The sequence below is a fragment of the Geobacter sp. AOG2 genome (genome assembly GCF_019972295.1).
In the GTDB taxonomy this organism is placed as follows: Bacteria; Desulfobacterota; Desulfuromonadia; order Geobacterales; family Pseudopelobacteraceae; genus Oryzomonas.
On the sequence record NZ_BLJA01000001.1, the window covers coordinates 3,157,560 to 3,177,607 of the forward strand.

Below are 20,048 nucleotides of genomic sequence, written 5' to 3' on the forward strand. Positions count from 1 at the left end.
TTTCAGTGGCATCTCTATTTACGTAACGCCCCGCAAGCAAACGGTGCTTTCCGGCATGGGGGCGCTTTTTCGACCGGAGCGGAATCCTATCACATTATTCGTGATTTGTCTCTAGTTCTGATGGATTCGGGAACGGGGAGATTTTCGTGCGGCGGGATCACAGGTTGCGTCAATAGCGATAGCGCAGCTCCATCTTGAACAACTGGTTCGTCCGTTCTGCACCATCCACCAGGTTCAGGTTGTTGATCTTTTCAACCCCATATTCCATCTGGGCATCCACATCTCCGTAGACCGGCACGGTCCAGAAGATGCGACCGGCATGCTTACGTTCGATAGCTTGGCCGGATACGCGGCCGACCATGCCGCGGTTGGTGTAAAAATACTCCAGGGCCAGATTGTTGCGTACCCCGAACCAGTGGCTATAACGGGTAAAAAAATCCTGGGTGGCGCCACCCTGGGAATGGCCCAGCGGCAGTCCCTTGTAGAGAAAACCTTCAGGGAAAGTGCCGTTCGTGTAGAGTATCTGGTTACCTTGGAAAAATTCGAAACGAAAATCGTTTTTGCCATCAGCCGTCAGATTAGGTACAAAAAAACCCGCAAGATAGCTTTCCACGATAGGCCAGAAGCTGGCGGTATCTTCGCCGGAAAATTCGCCGTACAGTTCTGTGTTGCGCAGCCACGGTATGCGGTAGCGCATCTCGAAACCGGCCAATCCGTTGGAATTGTCGGCGCCGGTCCCGCCGATTAAACCTCGAAGGTTATCGCCAAAGCTGTTGCTCACCCCCGTTCCCCCCTGTTGCCGCCCAAGGTTGAAGCCGATTTCGAGATTTTCGGTCGGCTTGGAACTCAGTTTTACGGCATAGAACCAGGGCTGGCGTTCCTGACCATCGGTGACGGTCTTGTCCAATTGGGAGAGAATCAAGGCATATTTCAGGTTGCCGAGCCAGGAAAGCCAGCCGACACGGAACGGTTCCGGGCTGGAGAGTTTGGCCATGGTCAGGTTCTCCGCATTGTTGGTTAGGGTTATGCTGCCGCGATAGCCCAGTCCCAACCAGTTCTCGTCCTTGCCGAGTTCCAGTTCGAGAGCACCTCCTCCGACCTTGAGATAGCCCCTGTTGAGCCGTATGCCGGTACCCGTTCCCGAAGCAAGCAACATCGGTTCGATCAGCGCAGTCGCCTTGTCGCTGACATATCCCTCGGCAGCCCACCGCAGCTCGCCATTATGTCCTCGATGGTAAACGACCCCATCGTTGTTCTCGGACAACGGCGTACCTTCGTAGCCCACCTGTGTCACAACGGAGGTGGGCGTTGCCGGACGCAGGCCCGACCCAATGCCGAACACGCCATCGTTACCCGGATCGTGCACAAGTCGTACGTAGTCTCGCGGTGCCCCGTCCAAGTACAGGTAGCGGATCCTGAACGATGCCATCGGGTTGAAGTCGATAACTTGCGGTCTGCGGGTGGGATCCTTTTGCAGGGAAACCTCGCGGGGGAGCAGATCACGGGTGCGGTCAATCAGTTCCCGTGCAAAGGCCGGCGCCCCGGCCGTGCCGGATTCCAGGTTCGTCTCCGCCTCCAATGCCAGTCGGGCCGCCTCGACCTTGCTGAAAGGTTTCAGTCCTTTCACATCACTGGTAATCAGGCCGAATCCGGCAAGTTTCTCCAGGTAGAGGTAGACCGGGCTATCCAGAGGGATGTTGGCGGAGGAGAGTGTAGCGGCGGATGCCTGGGGACAGAAGACCTGGGGGCAGAAGAGTATAAGCATGCATAAGGACAAGACCGAATAGCACTTGAGCATCAGAGCCTCATGGAAATGTTGGATGCCGCACCGCCGCACATTTTCCCCCTTTCCACTTCCCCTCCGGCACATCCGGGAAAGGTGTCTCATCGTCAAAGGAGGAGCATGAGCAAAATTATCAAGTTAGAATACTGTCTACGCATAATACAACCGGGTGGGCACCAGCAGGCTATAACCCAAAAGCCTGCCGCACCACCAAAATTAGCAAGCTTATAAAGGTTGCCACCAGAATTTTGCGGTTATGTCGAGCCTGCCGTATGAGAATCAGCAAATAGGCGACAAACATGATCACCGACTTGGCGGCAACACTCATCAAATGAAATCTGGCGGTAAAATCAGAAGGCAACAATGGTACGGCTACCACAATAAATAAAATAAGGTATTCAAAAGGGCTCGTTATCAGCTCTCCTGCCAGGTTGCGTAAAACAATTTTTATTCCCACAGTAACAAACAGAATGGCGAACAAACCATGAGAAACCCAGAGGAGGTTAAGCCCGGCAAAAGTACTCTGTCGGCCATAGTTTTCGATAATAAATATACTGACCAGCCCACTGCAATAAATGACCGATTTCAGCAAAGAATTGCCCCAACCGCTGTTGGGCATCCAAACTAGCGACATACATAGTACGAGTAGGCCTGCCCCCCACGCAATTTTTGCCGGATAGTTTGGTTTAACAAAAATGACCAGTAAAAGTATCAAAAGTAAGAGGTATTTCACAACCACCAAAAGAGCATGGCTGTATTTTACTATGGTACGGCATGTTTCCGTATTCCGTAGTGATTTGTCTTTCTTCAGGTTTAAAAATAGTTGTGTCGATTCCAGTTTGGCTAAGCCCCTCAGTGCAGGGTACAAAACGATACAAAAAACAACCAGAACAGAAAACTGGATAGAATCACGAACACCATGCATCAAGAGGGCGCAGGCAGCCAGCAGGTAGGATAATCCATAAATAAACAGCACGGAGAAACGATGACCAAACCCAAGCTTCAGCAAACGGTGATGAATATGGGTCTTGTCTGGGCAGGAAATACTCTTTCCGTGTAGTTTGCGGCCACACATGACAACCAATGTATCCAGAATGGGTACGCCCAGGATCATGAGAGGGGCGACAGGAGAAACGGCGCCTCCTGACGCATTCAATAGCATAACAGGGAAAAAACCCATGCAATAGCCTAAAAAAAGACTCCCTGCATCACCCATGAAAATGTTGGCAGGATAGGTGTTGTAGCGCAGAAAGCCAATAATAGCTCCGAGCAAGGCAACCAGTAATAGCAAAAGGTTGTAGTTCCCCACCTTCCAGGCCAGCATACCAAACGCAAGGCAGGCGACAGCGGAAGTCCCCCCTGCCAGACCATCTAGGCCATCTATGAGGTTGATGGCGTTCATAACTCCAACTACGGCAAAAATCGTGAAGGGGGTAGCAAGAGGGCCCAACAGAATTTCACCAATGCCAAGAGGGTTGCCAAGTGTCGACAAGTGTATGCCACCTGAAACGATTGCCATGGTGGCGGCAAGTATCTCGCCAATCAGCTTGTTGCGAGGTCTTAAGCCGGTAATGTCATCAGCAAGCCCGGTCAGAAAAATCACCACGGCCCCTACCAGAAACGCCTTGATTTGACGGTCGATATCAGTAAAAAATAGAACAGAGAAAAGAAATGCACAGAAGATGGCAATGCCGCCCAAACGAGGGGTTTCGTTACAATGAATTTTTCGTTCGTCCGGTGTGTCGATACCGCCGACATGAATCGCTAAATGAGAGAGGGAAGGGGTCAGAAGGACGGAGGTCATAAGGGCGGAAAAGAATATATAAAACAGGGTGATGTTGGCCATCAGTAATATCCCTTCGATTCCCATACATTCTATAAGCGGGTTTAATACGTTATCGCGACTCGCACCAAGGTGTCCGCTTCTGCACAACACTGCATCTACTGATGTATGGCCTCATTGCCCCTGGTTATTGGAAAGCCAATTTCGACCAGTCGAAAATAGAATTCAGACTTTTTCGTGGGCAACGAGCTAACTGGTATTTAGGGAGAAACAATACAATTTTAATGTTGTCTATATCTCTCCAAAAGCATTCGTTCTGAAGGATCATCTCTTCATTTTTATCAGCATTTCTCGGCTATTGTTGAATAGCGGAACTAATTTTCGGTGCAAGCGAGGTTCTCTCGTAGCTGAGGGCATGCAAAAAAGCATTTCGGGCCAGACGCTCCCGAAGTTGCTTGTCAGCGAGCACTACAAATATCGAGTCTGCAATTGACTGTAGGTCACCTGTTCTACAAGTCATTCCGGTTTCGCCATGTTTAACGAAGTCAGTGGGCCCTGGTATTTTGGAACAAATCGGAACGCAACCCGCGGCAGAAGCCTCAATGTAACAATATCCCAATCCCTCATGATGGGACGGAATACATAGCACATCAGCTATCAAATAGAATGGCGTTGGGTCAGATTGGTATCCTAGAAAATAAACATTTGAAGATGGACGTTTATTCAATCTAATCATGTCAGCTTCAGCTGGACCTACTAGTATTAGTCGATAATTACTTTTATCCTTAAATGCATCCCATGCTTCGAGTAGGTCGAAGTAACCTTTTCTTTTAACCGGTCGCCCTACGTAAACAACAACTCTCTCATCATTCGTTATTCCACGTGCGTGACGAGTTTCTCTGCGCATCTTGACGATCTGTTCGTAGTCAGAAGCAATTAATCGAATACCGCATGCAGATCCGGGGGGGACAAAAACAACTCTTTTGTTATTTGACGCCAGAGGCGCTAAGCATGCCCTCATTGATTCACCAATCGTAAGCGTGAGATGGGCTATCCGCAAATTGATGAACTCAATAAGCTTGAAAACCATGCGCAATGGAAAGTCGTATCCGAGAAATGGTACCCCATGATTAAAATACACCAACTTTGCGTTTGTGGCAAAGCGAGAAACGATCAGTGGAATGAACGAGTCCAAAGATGTATGCGAAATAATTACATCCGGCTCGATTAGTTTCAGTTCTCGAACTAGGCTGATTACTAACCGAAAATAAGCGAAGGCGTTTAACTGGAACTTAAGGTTCAGTTTAATGAACCGAATCTGGTGATACTCTAACTGAATAGATTCGAGAGCCTGCGCGGATGTCTGATATTCGTTACTGTGCGTGCAAATAGTCACTTGGTTGCCGTCTACGGATTGAATCTCCGCAATCGGAAGCACGAATTTAATCGCAAAGTTGAGGTCAGGCGTTAGGTGAAGAATTTTCATTAGGGCATTTTCTCAATACTGGCCGTATGTTAGTTGAGACCAGAGTAAGCATTGCGTTGTAATTCCTGTCCAAGTCTAGAGGAGAACCGTCCCGAGCATGGCCTAGAGTTCCTTGGTTTTGCAATCCCTGGACTCGTCGTAAAGATAAAGCCGCATATCCTAATGATGCGTGAGCAGTCTCCTAATGTACTTCAAAAACGAAAACCCCGAGGACAGCATCAGTTGAGCAGAACTGATGATTTCCTTATTGTGCAAATATCTGAAATTCGCAAGTTCGGCACATTCGTGTGCCCAGTGATTCCTCGACAAACGTCTGGTGGTGGTAGTGTCGCTGTCCCTGTATAGTGCATGCACCAAATTACTAACAGCACAGCGATTATTTAAGTTTGCCGCAAATCGAAGCCAAAGCGAGTAATCCTCCGAAAGCCTAAGGCCTGGCAAGAAGCCACCACAATCCAGATAGCTTGCTCGCTTCAGAACTACCGTTGATGTAAGGAAGTAGCACTTCAGAAGAAGGATATTGAGACAGATTTGGGTGATGTGCTCTTCCTCTGTTTTGGAAGGAACATGTTCGCCGCGACTCAGTTTGTGCGTCCGACCACCGAATAATGCTAGATCGAACTTATCAATAACGCCGAACGCGCTAGCGAGATGATCAGGCAGCCATAAGTCGTCGGCATCTAAAAGTGCAATGTACTCGGTCGTGCTGTTACGAATCCCAAAGTCACGCGCACCGCCTGCACCCAAGTTTTTATGTAGCTTATGTACATACCACCCTTTAATTTGGTGCTCGGCGATATAAGTGCGGGCAAGGTCAGCATCATCTGATGGTGACTGATCGTCGACTATATGTACAACAGCAGGCTGAAGCGTCTGTTTTCGGATTGAATCCAAAGCATCAATCAAAGCTACTCCTGCATTGTATACAGGAACAATCACCGAAACATCATCTCTAAATCTTGGTATATTATACATGGCAATACGATGTGGTACTATTTTTTGTGCAACTGATAAGCAAATGCCGCATTAAATAATGAATAGGAAAACAGACCGATCGGTATAATCCAAACATAAAAATGAGAAAGGGAAATTGAAAGAATACCGGAGATTAGACCGGACCAGAGTGTCATTTTGGCAATCCCCATGCTTCCTCCCTCCTTAAGATACGTGGCCCAAATATTATTATAATAGATGGTAAGGGGGACCCAGGCAATTGAAAGTGCGGAGAGATATATTTTTGTGTTAGCATCAAGCTGTGCATTGAAGAGCCAGAGACCGATGATAAAAGCGATGATACCGAGCGCAGGGAAGATAAGTGCAAGATTTTTATGCAATACGGCCTCGCTTGAAGTGTTGGATGGAAATGTGCGAGTGTTTTCCACGAGCTTGTTAGGTAGTATCGACATGCTTAAAAGAGATAGTGTAATTATAAGCTGCTTGTAGCTTGAGCTATTAAGTATATGAAACGATACAATGCGGTCGATGTTGAATCCAGTTATATATCCAATGTTTGCCAGTATATATGCAGGGTTAAAATACAGCTTCGGTTTAAATTGGATCACCAGGTTATCTCGAAATATAAACGAAAATTTGTTTCGGAGCAAATAGGCCAATGCAAAAAACTCTAGCATCAGCATGATCGTATAGGTGTGTAAGAATGGTAGGCGGTTTACTAAGAGATAAGCAAAAAGTACCTTCATCAACGCTAGCAGAGAACTTGCCCTGTCAACGGTGTTCCTATGCTGACTCTTCATCCCAACAACTCTCAGAGAGTCCGCAATCGTTTTAAAGAACGCCGCCATACCGGAGACTGCCAGCAAAGCTATGAGTTCACCGAGCGAATCATGCGACCCCGCGGAATTGAAAATCATTAAAGCAAGGCAAATAGAGAGCAACGGGCTTAATACGAGTAAGTTCCCGATGATTTTTTTTATAGTTTCAACTACTTCCTTATTACTACTTTCAAATTTCAACTTATAGGGTAGTCCACCATCAGCCAGAGACGAGTACGCCAAGAGAGCAAGAACAAGGAAGTAAGCCTTGTCAGCTTCCAAATGTGATAGCCGTGCAATTATAAGTATTATAAGGAATCCGGATAAAGGGCCCGTAAGCACATATGAATTGTTTTTTAATAAATTGATCATTGCCGAGCGTCTGCTCCCACCTTTAACGGCAGTATTAATTATGATTTATGCTTGTGCATGTAGTAGTCGTGTTTTTCCAGACCGCGACGGCGATCGGATTCATTAGAATGTTATCATTTCCAAAGATAAATTTAGACAGTACAAAATAGATAAAATTTTCTCCAATCTCTCTGAAAGCAGACAAAAGTTGTGTACGAATTTTTTTTGAATGTCGACCAATCGAGGGAAATGCTTTGTAGGCCACTAATGCGAGTGGTTTATTTAACGCAAGAATTCGGCATTTTTCTCGAGTTAGAAAGGTTGTATGCGTGGGATCGCTGTGAAAAGAATAGCTGGAGAACGGTGATTCACCGTTCGGGAATGCGGCAATTAAGTAGCCGCCAGGCCTGATAAACTTGCTAAACTGATCAAATAGATTTTCCAATGCCCCGAATTCTATATGTTCCATTACATGCATGGCTGTTATTACATCGAGTTTTCCCTCAAGACTAACAGCAATTTCTGAAACAGAATTATAGGCCCTGATTCCTGATTGCCTTGCTAGTTCAATCAAAACTGTGTTCGCCTCGATGCCGTAAATCTCCTCAACGTGCAATTTTTTAAAGGTCTGAAGCATTTCTCCATTGCCGAATCCGAAGTCAAGCGCGGCTGGTATCGAACCAGGGATGTACGCCTTGAGCAAGCTCGCATACGCCTCGAGTAGTGATGAATTGCTGGATGACGCAAACTCATCCTTATTCCAACCTTTAATCAAATGATAGTCTTCAAAGGTGTCGGCCATAATTTTACTTCCTAATCTGAAATGCTAATCTTCCGCTAATCGTAATTTAGCTTATGGTCGCTTGATTGTTTTGACTGTTGCCACTAAAAACTAACGTAGCAAGCTTTTAAGGTAAGGGCGACGGCTAAATTGATATTGAAATTAGTCAAGGTATCTACTAGCGTGTTTCCTAAAGCAAAAGGCGTGTTTATTGTAATGTTGATCCAACTAAAGCATTCCATATTGTTGTTTTACAATCGTAAAGCCATGAGCCAGCGGTCTGACCGATTCGCATTGTTTCTGGAACCGTATTGCTAAGGTAATTGATCAGGCACGAGCCAGTCGAAACTGTATCTGATTCATTTTTATGACAATACCTCCAAAAAGTAGCCATGAAATCTAACACATACACGAGACCCAAAGTGTCTTTTTGCTAATCGGCAGAAGATTGCTGCTAATCTAGGTTTAACTTTAACGATTAAACTGCGGCTATAGACCAGCATATAAATGTTTACTTGCTGCCCAACCTTGTCCCGCAAAGTCAGAGGGTAGCGCAGTCCAATGGTTTAAGACGGGTGAGATATATTGAAGGTCAGGTGATATGAACCATGGCTTCGGATAGAGGACTTCACCGGACTTTCCAAGTAGCGCACACATTGCACTGAAAGAGCTATTTGACAAAGAAATAGCTTCGGCGGAGAGCATAGCCGTTATGGCATCGCTTTGCGATTCGTTTCTATGCAGTACCTTAGACAGAAGACTTACACGGTTCCTATTTGTTGTTTTCAACTCGTTTAGTACTAAACTAGAAAATTGCTCATTGTCGGAAACTATAATCAAATCATTGCGCGGATACCTGTCTAGCAACAGGTTCGCAGCACGGACTTGATATTCGATGGATAACAACCCCATATGCGCAAAATTGTATGCATTAGACATGTAATCACCAGCCCTAACATGCAGTACACAATAGTTGCCAGGGATCTCACTCTGTATCAAGTTGGGATGTATAAGCTCTTTCGCCTTGGCAAGAACTAACGTATTCAAAACTTCGCCCATCTGGTAATACCCGTAATGCAAACACCTGGAAGATTGCGGTTTGTCAGTTAGATGGTCGTCTTCGAGCACCCCGACTAACTTTCCAAGTCGTTTGACAACAAACTCAAGTGGCCTTAGGTGCTTCCAAGCGCATACGGGAATGTCTATCGATGAAAACAAATTAAGCAACTCTAGTGTTCCAGACGCTTGATTTTGCTTCTTTGTTTTTAAAAAAGCCGTGTTTAACTTGACGGAGAGGCCCTCGCTTTGTAGCTTTTTAGCGTATGCCCACTGGAAAAACTGGTTTCCAATTCCACCTCTGAGAAATACGTGATGATCAAACGAGTATTCTTTCATTTCTTTGATCGCTAGATTCATAAAAATCTCAAGACTTTCTTGATACCCTTGCTCAAAACCCCTAACGACTGGAACGCGAGTGGATCGAACTCACCCAATCCTTGCGCTTTGACAGCTTTGAGTCCTTCGGAAAACTCAATCCCGGCGAAAAAGTTATCCAGATTCGAAGCAACCAAGTCATCCCAGCCTGCTGTAAGTCCTTGTTTCAAGCTGTTTGTAACAACGCTAAAAGAATCCAGTCCTGTTTCGCTTTTCGGAAGAAATTTGATAACATCTGCATCAGAATCGAACCATATGAAATGTTTATGTACATCAAAATCATAAAGATATTCATATGTTGGCAGTGGGAACTCCAGATATCCTCCCCCCCCCACTCGGCAAATTTCATCCAGAAAAAGAGCCGGATCGTCCACATGTTCAATCACATGGGATGCAATCACGTAATCAAATTCGCCATCTCGAAAGGGCAGTCGATTCCCCTTGTATCGAGTCACCTTTCTCCCCCCGTAATCGGGCCCCTCATGGACATCGCCACGCTGACGGATGATGTCGCCAGCATCGAAGTCATATTCAAGAAACTCGTTTGCACGTGGAAATGGCATTGACCCCGGCCCTATCTCCAAGACTCTATCCCCCGGTCTGATTTTCTTGATACGTTTTGGGAAAAACATGAGAACTCCGTTATTGAAAGATGAGATTGGACGTATTTCTTGCACACTACCACAGGCCAAGGGCGACCTGAATTGATACAAAAATTAGCTGAGTGACCTTTCCCAAAAGTCGGCGGCACTAGATGTTGGGCTGTGCATTGGAGACAGAGCATAGCCGAGGGGATAACTGGTGTGGTCCTGGAGGCAAGTCATAGCTTCCAGGAACTGACGCACGAATTCATCGGGAGAGTCGGCTCTTAGCAAGTGTTGCGGAGCGGACTGAGTCTCAATATTCTCACACGCAATACTCGTTCCGATGCATATCACATTCATGTATAGCGCAGTGAGTACTGAGGTTTTCGTGCCTACACCGATATCTAGCGGAAAGATTTGAATGTCGATAGCCAAGAGGAACTCTTCATAGTTATCGATCCAGCCAACGAACGTCATCTTGAACTGATTCGGGATCTTCTCTCTCGCCAGGTATTTTTTGATTAGTTCAGCATTTCCTTTGTGAAAGACGATTTCGAATTCAGTACCTGGAAATCTGGGGGCTATGGCGAACAGAGCCTTTAACCATTTGAGAACGGTATCGCTGCCGTAGAACACGTCCAGTGAATTTGCAACCAGTATGCGAACTGTTCGCGCTGAACGAATTCGTACAGTCTCATGGTCACTCATTGCGATCGGATTTGTGGGATGGGGTATATAGAATGAATCGACGCCCAACATTTTCAAGGTGATCTGATCGCTACGGCCAACTACATGTACTTTTATGTGCCTTAAGAATATACTCTCAAACAGGAAAGCCATAACTAGTGCTAGAGAGTATCTGAAAATCTGCAAAGGGTGATCTGTTACGCAGGCCTTTACCTTCCTAAGGTAGAGTAACGTCGCGCAGTCCATTCCAGAAATGACCTTTCTTGCCGGGACCCGATTGACATAAGGGGCTGTCCAAAATGGGTAACCCCAGACTAGGTCGTAGTCGCGGCTCAGAAGATCATCAATCCTGTAATGTAACCTCGCTCCGCTTGGCCACCACGACGACAAAAGTCGTTGGAATAAGTTCGGTTGTTCGCCACATAGTGGGTGAATCTTTACAGCGAGATCTTGCTCGATAGTAGCAATTCTCTCGCTGTCCGCCTTATTAAGTATTTCCTGCGGCAAATATAAGTCTATCGAAATATCCCTGCGCCTATGCGCAATAATCTGATAGATCAAACTATTGGGGCCATGATTGTTTTCTTTGCCAGGTAAAAAATATGAGATGCATGCTAATTTCATAATAATTAAACGCTAAAAAAGCGAACGCTGTAGATATCTTCAAACTGCAGCGATATTTTAGTAAGTTTGCAGATTACTACAAAAGCGATCATTGAGTATAAAAAAAATCTAATTTTTTTGTTCTGCAAATAATAAATGTTTTCCGCCGCTATCCACATGTAGAGAATCTCAAATACAGAAGTCAATCTGATAAATCCTGGATTGATAGTTGCCATTGCGAGTGAGACGATAGTTATAAGATGCAGAATCTTGTAATCAAAAAAACTTGGACAAGGTGCCGTTTGCTTTTTTTTAGATGCAAAGTACCCAACTAGGACGATAAACGAGAGCGTGACAATCTTGCCGCCGATGACAGTCCCTGGGGCAAGATCGGTCAACCCGCTGGCCTCATCGCGATACAGAGCCAACTTATCGCTCAAAAGCTTCGTCGTAAAATAAGTGGCTACAGCGCTCATTAATGCAAGACCAGTGAGTGCAGATCTGCTTAAGTGTTTTTTTCCGAACTGCTTCGCTACCAACAACGGAATCGAAGAAATGTGAATGCTTGGCGCTATCAGTGTAGAGATAAGCCGAAGCTTTCTGGATGTTGCCGCGAATGCAATCATCACTAACGAGATTGCAACGGTTTGCCGAACTGGCATGAGTCCAATAAATGTTAGAGTAATCAACCAAGTTACTATTATTGCCCCGCCAGGAACTCTGGTTAGGACAAGGAAAGTGCCCAGAGATGTGATACCGGACTCGATGTAGATCAAGTCTCTACGATCGCCTCCAAGCTTTGCAACCAGATAGTTAAGAGCAACGTAGCCGGGCTCCAACAACGGGTTTTTGGCGAACGCCATGGGCAAAGAGTCAGATGATGCAGCGAGATTGAAAACAATTTCATAGTTCTCCCAGTCACTGCCACCTACGCGAAATGAGGCCAACGCAAACACTGTCAATGAAAAGGCCAACCAAATTACGTTCCAGGCATAGCGTTGACTCACCGCCGTGCGATGATTTTTTGAAATCAGTTCAAACGACGTAAGTGCTATTAGAACCAGCGAGACTATATAAATGGTCTTCATTTTGAATTTAAATTATACAAAAGTCTATATAGAGTATTTTTAAAAGAAGTAAATTAGCATTCGATAGCGAGCAAGTTTATGAAAACACACTGTGTTTATAACCACATCAATTCTCATATTCGCTATTAAATCAATTATAGCTGATTGGTATTTCGGGAGAAACAATATGCGCAATTTAAGTCGCAATCGGGTAATACCCCCGGTACCACTCCACAAACCTACTAATCCCTTCCTTGAGCGAGGTGGCCGGCCTGAATCCCACATCCTTCATCAGATCATCCACATCGGCATAGGTCGCCGGTACATCTCCGGCCTGTATGGGCAGCAGGTTCTTTTGCGCCTGTTTGCCCAGGCACTCCTCAAGCACCTCGATAAAGTGCATCAGTTCTATCGGGTTGTTGTTGCCGATGTTGTAGATCCTGTAGGGGGCGTAGCTGGTGCCGGGGTCAGGCTCGTCGCCGCACCATGATAGGCTGGGAACCGGGGTGGTGTCTGTGACCCGCATCACACCTTCTACGATATCGTCGATAAAGGTAAAATCCCGTTGCATCTTGCCGTGGTTGAAGACGTCGATCGGTTTGCCCGCCAGGATCGCCTTGGTGAAGAGGAACAGGGCCATATCGGGCCTGCCCCAGGGGCCATAGACGGTAAAGAAGCGCAGGCCGGTGGTGGGGATGCCGTAGAGGCTGGAATAGGTATGGGCCATCAACTCGTTGGCCTTCTTGGTGGCGGCGTACAGGGAAACCGGGTGGTCCACGTTATGGTGCACGGAAAAGGGCATCCGGGTGTTGGCGCCGTAGACCGAGCTTGACGAGGCATAGACGAGGTGTTTGACGTTGTTGTGGCGGCACCCCTCCAGGATGTTCATGAAGCCTGTGATGTTGCTGTCGATGTAGGCGTGGGGATTCTGGAGGGAGTAGCGTACCCCGGCCTGGGCGGCCAGGTTCACAACCGTGTCGAAACGTTCGTCGGAAAAAAGCTTCTCGATGGCTCCGCGGTCCTCAAGAGAGCCTTTGACGAACCGGAAGCCCGGTTGCCCTTCCAGTTGCTTGAGCCGGTCGTGCTTGAGTTTGACATCGTAGTAGTCGTTCAGGTTGTCGAGGCCAATGACCTCGTCGCCCCTCGCCAACAGGCGCTTTGTGAGGTGAAAGCCGATAAAGCCCGCAGCACCGGTTACGAGAATCTTAGACATGGTTCGAACCTCTCAAGAGCCTGGCAAACACAAATCTCCTCCTGCACGACAGGCCAATGGCCGTTTAACCATCGGCCCGCTTTTCCCGCTCCGCCTGTTCCAGGTCGGCATCGGTCATCATGTTTACGAGCTGGCCGAAGCTTGTCTTCAGCTCCCAGCCCAGTTGCCGCCGTGCCTTGCCCGGGTCTCCCAGGAGCAGGTCCACCTCGGCGGGACGGAAGTATTTGGGGTCGATCCGGATTGCTACCCGGCCGCTCGACGTGTCGATTCCCGTTTCATCGACACCGCTTCCCTGCCATGCCAGCGGCATGCCGAGACGCTCGAAGACTTTTTCGGCAAAGGTGCGCACCGACCAGGTCTCGCCGGTGGCGATGACGTAGTCGTCGGCCTGGTCCTGCTGCATCATCAGCCACATGGCCTCCACGTAGTCGCCGGCAAATCCCCAGTCGCGCTTGGCGTCCAGGTTGCCCAGGTAGAGGCAATCCTGTATGCCCAGCTTGATGCGGGCTGCGGCGCGGGTGATCTTGCGGGTGACGAAGGTCTCGCCCCGGCGGGGGGATTCGTGGTTGAACAGGATGCCGTTGCAGGCGTACATGTTGTAGCTTTCGCGGTAGTTCACCGTGATGTAGAAGGCATAGGCCTTGGCGCAGGCATAGGGTGAGCGGGGATAGAACGGCGTGGTTTCCCTCTGGGGGGTCTCCACCACCTTGCCGTACAGTTCCGAGGACGATGCCTGGTAGAATTTCGTGTTGAGGCCGGTTTCGCGGATACCTTCCAGAATACGCACCGCACCCAGGGCGTCCACTTCGCCGGTGTACTCGGGGACGTCAAAGGAGACGCGCACGTGGCTTTGGGCGCCCAGATTGTAGATCTCGTCCGGCTGGATGGTGCGCAGCAGGGTGTTGATGGAGCTGGCGTCGTTTAGGTCGCCGTAATGGAGGAACAGACGCACATCCTTTTCGTGCGGGTCGCGGTAGATGTGGTTGATGCGGCCGGTGTTGAAGGATGAGGAGCGCCGGATCATGCCGTGGACTTCGTAGCCTTTCGCCAAGAGTAATTCTGCCAGATAGGAACCGTCCTGGCCCGTGATGCCGGTGATGAGTGCCCGTTTCATTCTTGACTCCTGAGGTAAGATTAGCATGTGTATACACAAGTAACAAAATACTATTTCAAATACACAGTAATTTTTATACATACCATATCAGCTGCAACGAATACAAAATAAAATAAAGAGCCGCGGATTTAGCAGGTTGTCTGCAAAGGGGCCTTCGCTCCGCTTCTGTGGTGAAGTCGACCTACAGGTAGGGGGAGAAGAGCCGCGCGCAATTATCCCGCAACCTGACGGGCAGGGGGCGACCGTCGAGTTCCTCCTGTGTGACCTCGCAAGACGTGGCGAACGCCTGCTCAAAGTGCCGGTTGAGTCCGGCGGCAAAATCTTCATCGAAGACGCTCAGGTTAAGTTCGAAATTGAGACGCAGACTGCGGGGGTCGAGGTTAGCCGAACCGAGCAGCGACCAGACGTCATCCACCAGAAACAGCTTGGTATGGACGAACGGCGGCGGCTGGTAGAAAACCCTGATGCCGTTAGCCAGAAGTTCCCATAAGAGCCCCCGGGTGGCCCAGTGGACAAACGGCAGGTTGTTGAGGCCGGGCAGGACGATGCGCACGTCCACCCCTCGAAGGGCGGTGGTGATCAGTGCTGCGATCATTGGTCGGTCGGGGACGAAGTAGGGGGTCATGATGCGTACTGACTTTTTGGCACAGGAGAGCGCCCCCATTATGATGTGCTCAAGTTTGCGGAATTCTTTGTCCGGGCCGTCGCTTATGGAGCGGGCGAGGGCGTTTCCCCAGGACTCCAGACTGGGGAAAAATGAGGGTGCGTCCAATCGCTCGCCGGTCACGAAATACCAGTCCTCCAGAAAGGTACTTTGCAGGTCGGCCACAACCGGACCCTGGACGGAAAAGTGCAGGTCGTGGATGGCGGTCGCCATGTCGACAGAGGACGGCTGATGGCGGCTGCGGATATTCATGCCGCCGGTGAAGGCCTCGCGCCCGTCGATGATGAGCAGTTTGCGGTGGTTGCGCAGGTTGATGTAGGCGCCATGCCGCAGGGGGAGGTAACGGACCAGATGCACTTCGGTGCCTGCCAGCGCCGTGCGGGGGGAGCGGCGGCTGTACTTTTCCCCCAGGGCATCGATGATGACCCGAACCTCGACGCCGCGTCGCGCCGCATTCTGGAGGGCGCTTATGAATTCGGCACCGATGCCGTCGGCGTCGAATATGTAGCTGCTCAGATTGATACTGTCCTCTGCCCGCCCGATAGCCGCCAGCATGGCCGGATAAGCCTCTTCCCCATTAACCAGGGGGGTGATGCGGTTTCCCTCCCTCAGCCTGGTTCGTGCCACCCGGTCCCCCAGTACGCGTAGATCGTTCAAATGCGTCGCGGGCTGAGGGAGATGCACGGTTTCGTCGTCAGGCTCTGCGAACGGGTTTATCTCGCTTCCGCTGAGTCTACGGCCGCTTTCCTGCCATTGCCGCGCCCGGCGGGATATGCGGTTCACTCCGAGACACCAGTAAAGGAACGGTCCGAGCAGCGGTAGGGTCAGGCTTATGCTCATCCAGCCCAGGGCCGAGCGGGAATCGCGTTTGTGGAGCAGGGCGTGGCCGGCCGTGGCCAACGAGAGCAGGCCGGCACAGAAGGCGAACAGGATAATGAAGATATGGTTCATGAAGAGGTTCAGGCCGGGTCGATGAGGATGTCTTCTCCACTGATTTGGACGGGAAAGGTCTGCAGGGTTAACTCGGGATGGTCCGCGCATCTGCCGTCGGCCAGGTTAAAGCGATAACCGTGGCGCGGGCAGGAGATGGAGCCATCCTTCACCACGGCCGCGGTCAGGGGCGAAGCCTGATGGGGGCATTCGTTTTCACAGGCAAAGAAAACCCCTTTGATATTGACCAGAAGTATTTCCCGGCCTGAGACGGAGACCACCTTTTTGCCGAAGTTGGGGACCTCGTTAATTTTTGCCACCGGTATCATGGGAACACCTCCGTATTGAAGATTGAGATGCATCTTACCTGAAAAAAGCAAGGAAAGTCAAATGGTTTCACTTTGTGCACAAAATAAAAGCATTGTGCCGATAAAATAACATGAGCGGCATAACATCCTGAAACTGTTTGATGTAATACATTAAAAGTACCCAAGGGACAAAAAAAACGATTAATAAATAGGCAAAATTGTGAGGATGTTCATCAGCCGAATGGCCTCTTTTTCCCGTAAACAAGTTACAACTATATGACATAAATGAAGAAAAATTTATGGCATAATCCGTGCTAACCATTCGTCAAACGAGGTGAAGCGACAACAAAATTTTCCATGAACACATATCTACTCTACAGAACGTGCACGATGAAACCAGCGTCGTTTTCATCCTATCACCGTTCAAAATCAACGATGAAAAGGAGAGGAAAGATGAAGCTTGGCAAAGTTTTAGTAATGGCAGCTGCAGTAGTGGCATTGGCGTCTGGTTCGGCAATGGCAACGTTTTCCGGTCAGATATGGATTCCTTCAACCGACGTAAAGGGCTTCAAGGAAGTAAATTTAAGTGTAGACAACTATATTCGTTTTTCGGATGCCGTTGACGCTGGTGCCAACACCTATGATATCGGGGTGACCACCGGTGTGCTTCCGCTCGAAAAATTTAAGGTTGAGGTCGGTGTTGACTACATGACCGATAATTTGGGTTCAGGCGACAACGGCGCCCAGCACCCGATATATTTCAACTTCAAGGGCGGCGTCCCCGAGGATGCTTTTTTCAAGGGCATGCCTGCCGTCGCAGCAGGTATGTACGGCATTGGTACCTTTGATCGCGGTACGAATGGCAATACCATGGGTAACGTGGCCTACGGGCTGATCGCCAAGACGTTCCCCGTTATCGGCCGTCTTTCCGTCGGCGGATACAATGGCGCGGAAAAGAACCTGGGCTCCAAGACCAACAACGGTTTGCTGGCGTCATGGGACCGCACCATGAGTGAAATTTCCGACAAGCTCTGGCTGGCCGTCGATTACCAGAGCGGCAACAACGCCCTCGGCGCCCTCAGCGTCGGCGGATCATGGGCGTTTACCCCCACCGTATCCCTTCTCGTCGGCGCTAATTTCTACAACCCCTTCTACAACCCGCAGGGAGGTTCTTTGCCCGGTGGCAAACCGACGTTTACCACCCAGGTGGACTTCAACTTCTAGCTGTCCCTCCTCTACTATTCGGGGGTGGCCGCCCGCGCCCCCGCCTTTTTGAGGAGTGCCCCAGATATGCAGACAAGGAGATCGGCGCAATGAAACTTATCGAGGCAATCATAAAACCCTTCAAGCTTGACGAAGTGAAAGATGCCCTCAATGAAATCGGCATCGAGGGTATCACCGTCAGCGAGGTCAAGGGCTTCGGCCGCCAGAAAGGGCATACCGAACTTTACCGTGGCGCCGAGTATGTCGTTGATTTTATACCGAAGATCAAGCTTGAGATCGCGGTCAGCGACGATTTGGTCGGCAAGGTTGTTGAAACCATCGAGAATACTGCGAAAACAGGAAGAATTGGCGATGGCAAGATTTTTATCCTGTCACTGGATGACGCGGTCAGGATCAGAACCGGCGAAAAGGGTACCGACGCGGTCTAGGCGGATGGGCCTGCACATTAATTACGGAGGTTGGTAATGAAACTGAAGATATGTCTGCTAGCTGTTATGATTTTTATCCTGACCGGGCTCCTCTCGATCTCGGCCATGGCCGAGGAGAAGAAGGATGAGGCCCCGGCAGCCCCTGCCGCCTCGTCTGCTCCCGCGGCCGCGACGCCTGCCCCGGCGGCGGCAGCTCCCGCTGCTCCTGCCCCGGAGGTCAAAAATGACCCCTCCGGCGCCAACACCGGTGTCGCCAGCGACATCGTGGGCGGGTCGGCCAATGCCCCCACCCAGGAAGAGATCGACAAGCTCGGCAAGAGCGAGCCGCTGGCCGCCAAGGTGGCCGATGTGGTCGGTCATAACAAGATATCCATCAACTTTGTGTGGACCCTGGTCTGCGGCTTCCTGGTCATGTTCATGCAGGCCGGCTTTGCCATGGCGGAGACCGGCTTCACCCGGGCCAAGAACGCCGGCCATACCATGGCCATGAACTTCATGGTCTATGGTCTGGGTCTGCTCGGTTACTGGATCTGCGGCTTTGCCCTGCAGATGGGCGGGGTCGGCGGTATTGCCACCCTGGGTGGCGCCAAGGCGCTGAGCAGTGAATTCACCGTCCACCTGTTCGGCAAGGACTTCGGTCTGTTCGGCACCACCGGTTTCTTCCTCGGCAACAAGGTTTATGACGCATCCATATTCGCCCTGTTCCTGTTCCAGATGGTCTTCATGGACACTACCGCCACCATCCCCACCGGTTCCATGGCTGAACGCTGGAACATGAAATCCTTCTTCGTCTACGGTTTCTTCGTATCGGGCATCATCTACCCGCTCTATGCCAACTGGGTCTGGGGCGGCGGCTGGCTCTCCCAACTCGGCAATATGTTCGGACTTGGCCATGGCCATGTGGACTTCGCCGGTTCTTCCGTCGTTCACCTGACCGGCGGTGTGTGCGCCCTGGCCGGGGCCATAGTGCTCGGCCCCCGCATCGGCAAGTTCAATAAGGACGGTTCCGCCAACCCGATTCCCGGACATCATGTCCCCATGGCGATCGTTGGCTGCTTCATCCTGGCCTTCGGCTGGTTCGGCTTCAACGCCGGTTCCACCCTGGCCGGTACCGATCTCCGCATCGCCGTGGTCGCCACCAACACCATGCTGGCCGGTGCTGCCGGTGCCGTCTCTTCCTGGATATTCATGTGGATACGCTACGGCAAGCCTGATATCTCCATGAGCGCCAACGGGCTGCTGGCCGGTCTGGTTGCCATCACCGCCCCCTGCGCCTTCGTCACCGCTCCCGTGTCGGTCCTCATCGGCGCCATTGCCGGTATTCTCTGCTGCCTCAGCGTCTTCTTCGTGGAGCGTGTCCTGAAGGTTGACGATCCGGTCGGTGCGGTTTCGGTGCACGGCACCAACGGCGCCTGGGGCGTGCTGGCCCTTGGTCTCTTCGCCGACGGCAGCTACGGCGACGGTTTCAACGGCGTAAAAGGGACGGTAACCGGGCTCTTCTACGGCGACTCCGGACAGTTCTTCGCCCAGTGCATCGGGACCCTGACGAATATCGTCTATGTCTTCATCATCTCCTATGTGTTCTTCAAGGTGCTCGATATGGTTGTCGGTCTGCGTGTTCCCAAGGATCAGGAACTGGAAGGCCTTGACCAGCATGAGGTTGCGGTTTCGGCCTATCCCGACTTCAATCTGCGTCATCTGCCCCTGAGTGGCGCGCATCACGAAAAGGTCGAGAAATAATTGGTAACGACAACCCCCGCCGCTGCAATTTGCGGCGGCGGGGGTAAACTATAACGCGAGAATAAGGCTGATCAATGCAAGCAGGACTTGGCAGTC

General features: G+C 50.0%; 17 protein-coding genes. 3 read left to right on the top strand and 14 right to left on the bottom strand.

Annotation, left to right across the window (positions count from 1 at the left end; all coding sequences use genetic code 11):
* Positions 1–169: 169 nt before the first annotated feature.
* The 14 genes from LDN12_RS14370 to LDN12_RS14435 form a co-directional block, all read right to left on the bottom strand.
* Positions 170–1,798: a capsule assembly Wzi family protein gene (locus LDN12_RS14370; RefSeq protein ID WP_308464320.1), complete on the bottom strand. Its 1,629-nt coding sequence runs from the start codon at positions 1,796–1,798 to the stop codon at positions 170–172.
* 169 nt (positions 1,799–1,967) lie between these two features.
* Positions 1,968–3,629 (bottom strand): MraY family glycosyltransferase, encoded by a 1,662-nt coding sequence (locus LDN12_RS14375; protein ID WP_223923349.1) that lies wholly within the window; start codon positions 3,627–3,629, stop codon positions 1,968–1,970.
* A 292-nt stretch (positions 3,630–3,921) separates the two neighbouring features.
* Positions 3,922–5,052, bottom strand: a complete 1,131-nt coding sequence (locus tag LDN12_RS14380) for a glycosyltransferase (RefSeq protein WP_223923350.1) — start codon at positions 5,050–5,052, stop codon at positions 3,922–3,924.
* A gap of 159 nt (positions 5,053–5,211) precedes the next feature.
* Positions 5,212–6,027: a glycosyltransferase family 2 protein gene (locus LDN12_RS14385; RefSeq protein WP_223923351.1), complete on the bottom strand. Its 816-nt coding sequence runs from the start codon at positions 6,025–6,027 to the stop codon at positions 5,212–5,214.
* 17 nt (positions 6,028–6,044) lie between these two features.
* Positions 6,045–7,106, bottom strand: a complete 1,062-nt coding sequence (locus LDN12_RS14390) for a hypothetical protein (RefSeq protein WP_223923352.1) — start codon at positions 7,104–7,106, stop codon at positions 6,045–6,047.
* Positions 7,107–7,230: 124 nt separating this feature from the next.
* On the bottom strand, positions 7,231–7,977 hold the full coding sequence (locus LDN12_RS14395; protein ID WP_223923353.1) for a bifunctional 2-polyprenyl-6-hydroxyphenol methylase/3-demethylubiquinol 3-O-methyltransferase UbiG: 747 nt from the start codon (positions 7,975–7,977) through the stop codon (positions 7,231–7,233).
* Positions 7,978–8,445: 468 nt separating this feature from the next.
* Positions 8,446–9,372, bottom strand: coding sequence for a hypothetical protein (locus tag LDN12_RS14400; protein ID WP_223923354.1), 927 nt, complete (start codon positions 9,370–9,372; stop codon positions 8,446–8,448).
* The gene (locus tag LDN12_RS14405) at positions 9,369–10,022 is read right to left on the bottom strand and encodes a class I SAM-dependent methyltransferase (RefSeq protein ID WP_223923355.1); all 654 of its coding nucleotides are present in this window, start codon (positions 10,020–10,022) and stop codon (positions 9,369–9,371) included. Before LDN12_RS14405 ends, LDN12_RS14400 begins: the two co-directional genes overlap by 4 nt.
* A gap of 84 nt (positions 10,023–10,106) precedes the next feature.
* A complete protein-coding gene (locus LDN12_RS14410) occupies positions 10,107–11,285 on the bottom strand; it encodes a glycosyltransferase (protein WP_223923356.1) in 1,179 nt (392 codons plus the stop codon).
* A gap of 5 nt (positions 11,286–11,290) precedes the next feature.
* Positions 11,291–12,352: an EpsG family protein gene (locus LDN12_RS14415; protein ID WP_223923357.1), complete on the bottom strand. Its 1,062-nt coding sequence runs from the start codon at positions 12,350–12,352 to the stop codon at positions 11,291–11,293.
* Between the two features lie 175 nt (positions 12,353–12,527).
* Positions 12,528–13,544, bottom strand: coding sequence for an NAD-dependent epimerase (locus LDN12_RS14420; RefSeq protein WP_223923358.1), 1,017 nt, complete (start codon positions 13,542–13,544; stop codon positions 12,528–12,530).
* 64 nt (positions 13,545–13,608) lie between these two features.
* Positions 13,609–14,658, bottom strand: a complete 1,050-nt coding sequence (gmd, locus tag LDN12_RS14425) for a GDP-mannose 4,6-dehydratase (RefSeq protein ID WP_223923359.1) — start codon at positions 14,656–14,658, stop codon at positions 13,609–13,611.
* 181 nt (positions 14,659–14,839) lie between these two features.
* Positions 14,840–16,273 (bottom strand): cardiolipin synthase, encoded by a 1,434-nt coding sequence (cls, locus tag LDN12_RS14430; RefSeq protein WP_223923360.1) that lies wholly within the window; start codon positions 16,271–16,273, stop codon positions 14,840–14,842.
* Positions 16,274–16,281: 8 nt separating this feature from the next.
* Entirely contained in the window at positions 16,282–16,581 is a 300-nt protein-coding gene (locus LDN12_RS14435) for a Rieske (2Fe-2S) protein (RefSeq protein ID WP_223923361.1), read from the bottom strand.
* 432 nt (positions 16,582–17,013) lie between these two features.
* Here LDN12_RS14435 and LDN12_RS14440 point away from each other — a divergent pair, with 432 nt between their 5' ends.
* The 3 genes from LDN12_RS14440 to LDN12_RS14450 all read left to right on the top strand — a co-directional run bounded on the left by LDN12_RS14440 (position 17,014) and on the right by LDN12_RS14450 (position 19,952).
* On the top strand, positions 17,014–17,784 hold the full coding sequence (locus tag LDN12_RS14440; protein ID WP_223923362.1) for a hypothetical protein: 771 nt from the start codon (positions 17,014–17,016) through the stop codon (positions 17,782–17,784).
* An 89-nt stretch (positions 17,785–17,873) separates the two neighbouring features.
* A complete protein-coding gene (locus LDN12_RS14445) occupies positions 17,874–18,212 on the top strand; it encodes a P-II family nitrogen regulator (RefSeq protein WP_223923363.1) in 339 nt (112 codons plus the stop codon).
* A gap of 36 nt (positions 18,213–18,248) precedes the next feature.
* Entirely contained in the window at positions 18,249–19,952 is a 1,704-nt protein-coding gene (locus tag LDN12_RS14450; RefSeq protein ID WP_223923364.1) for an ammonium transporter, read from the top strand.
* The last annotated feature ends 96 nt before the right edge of the window (positions 19,953–20,048 follow it).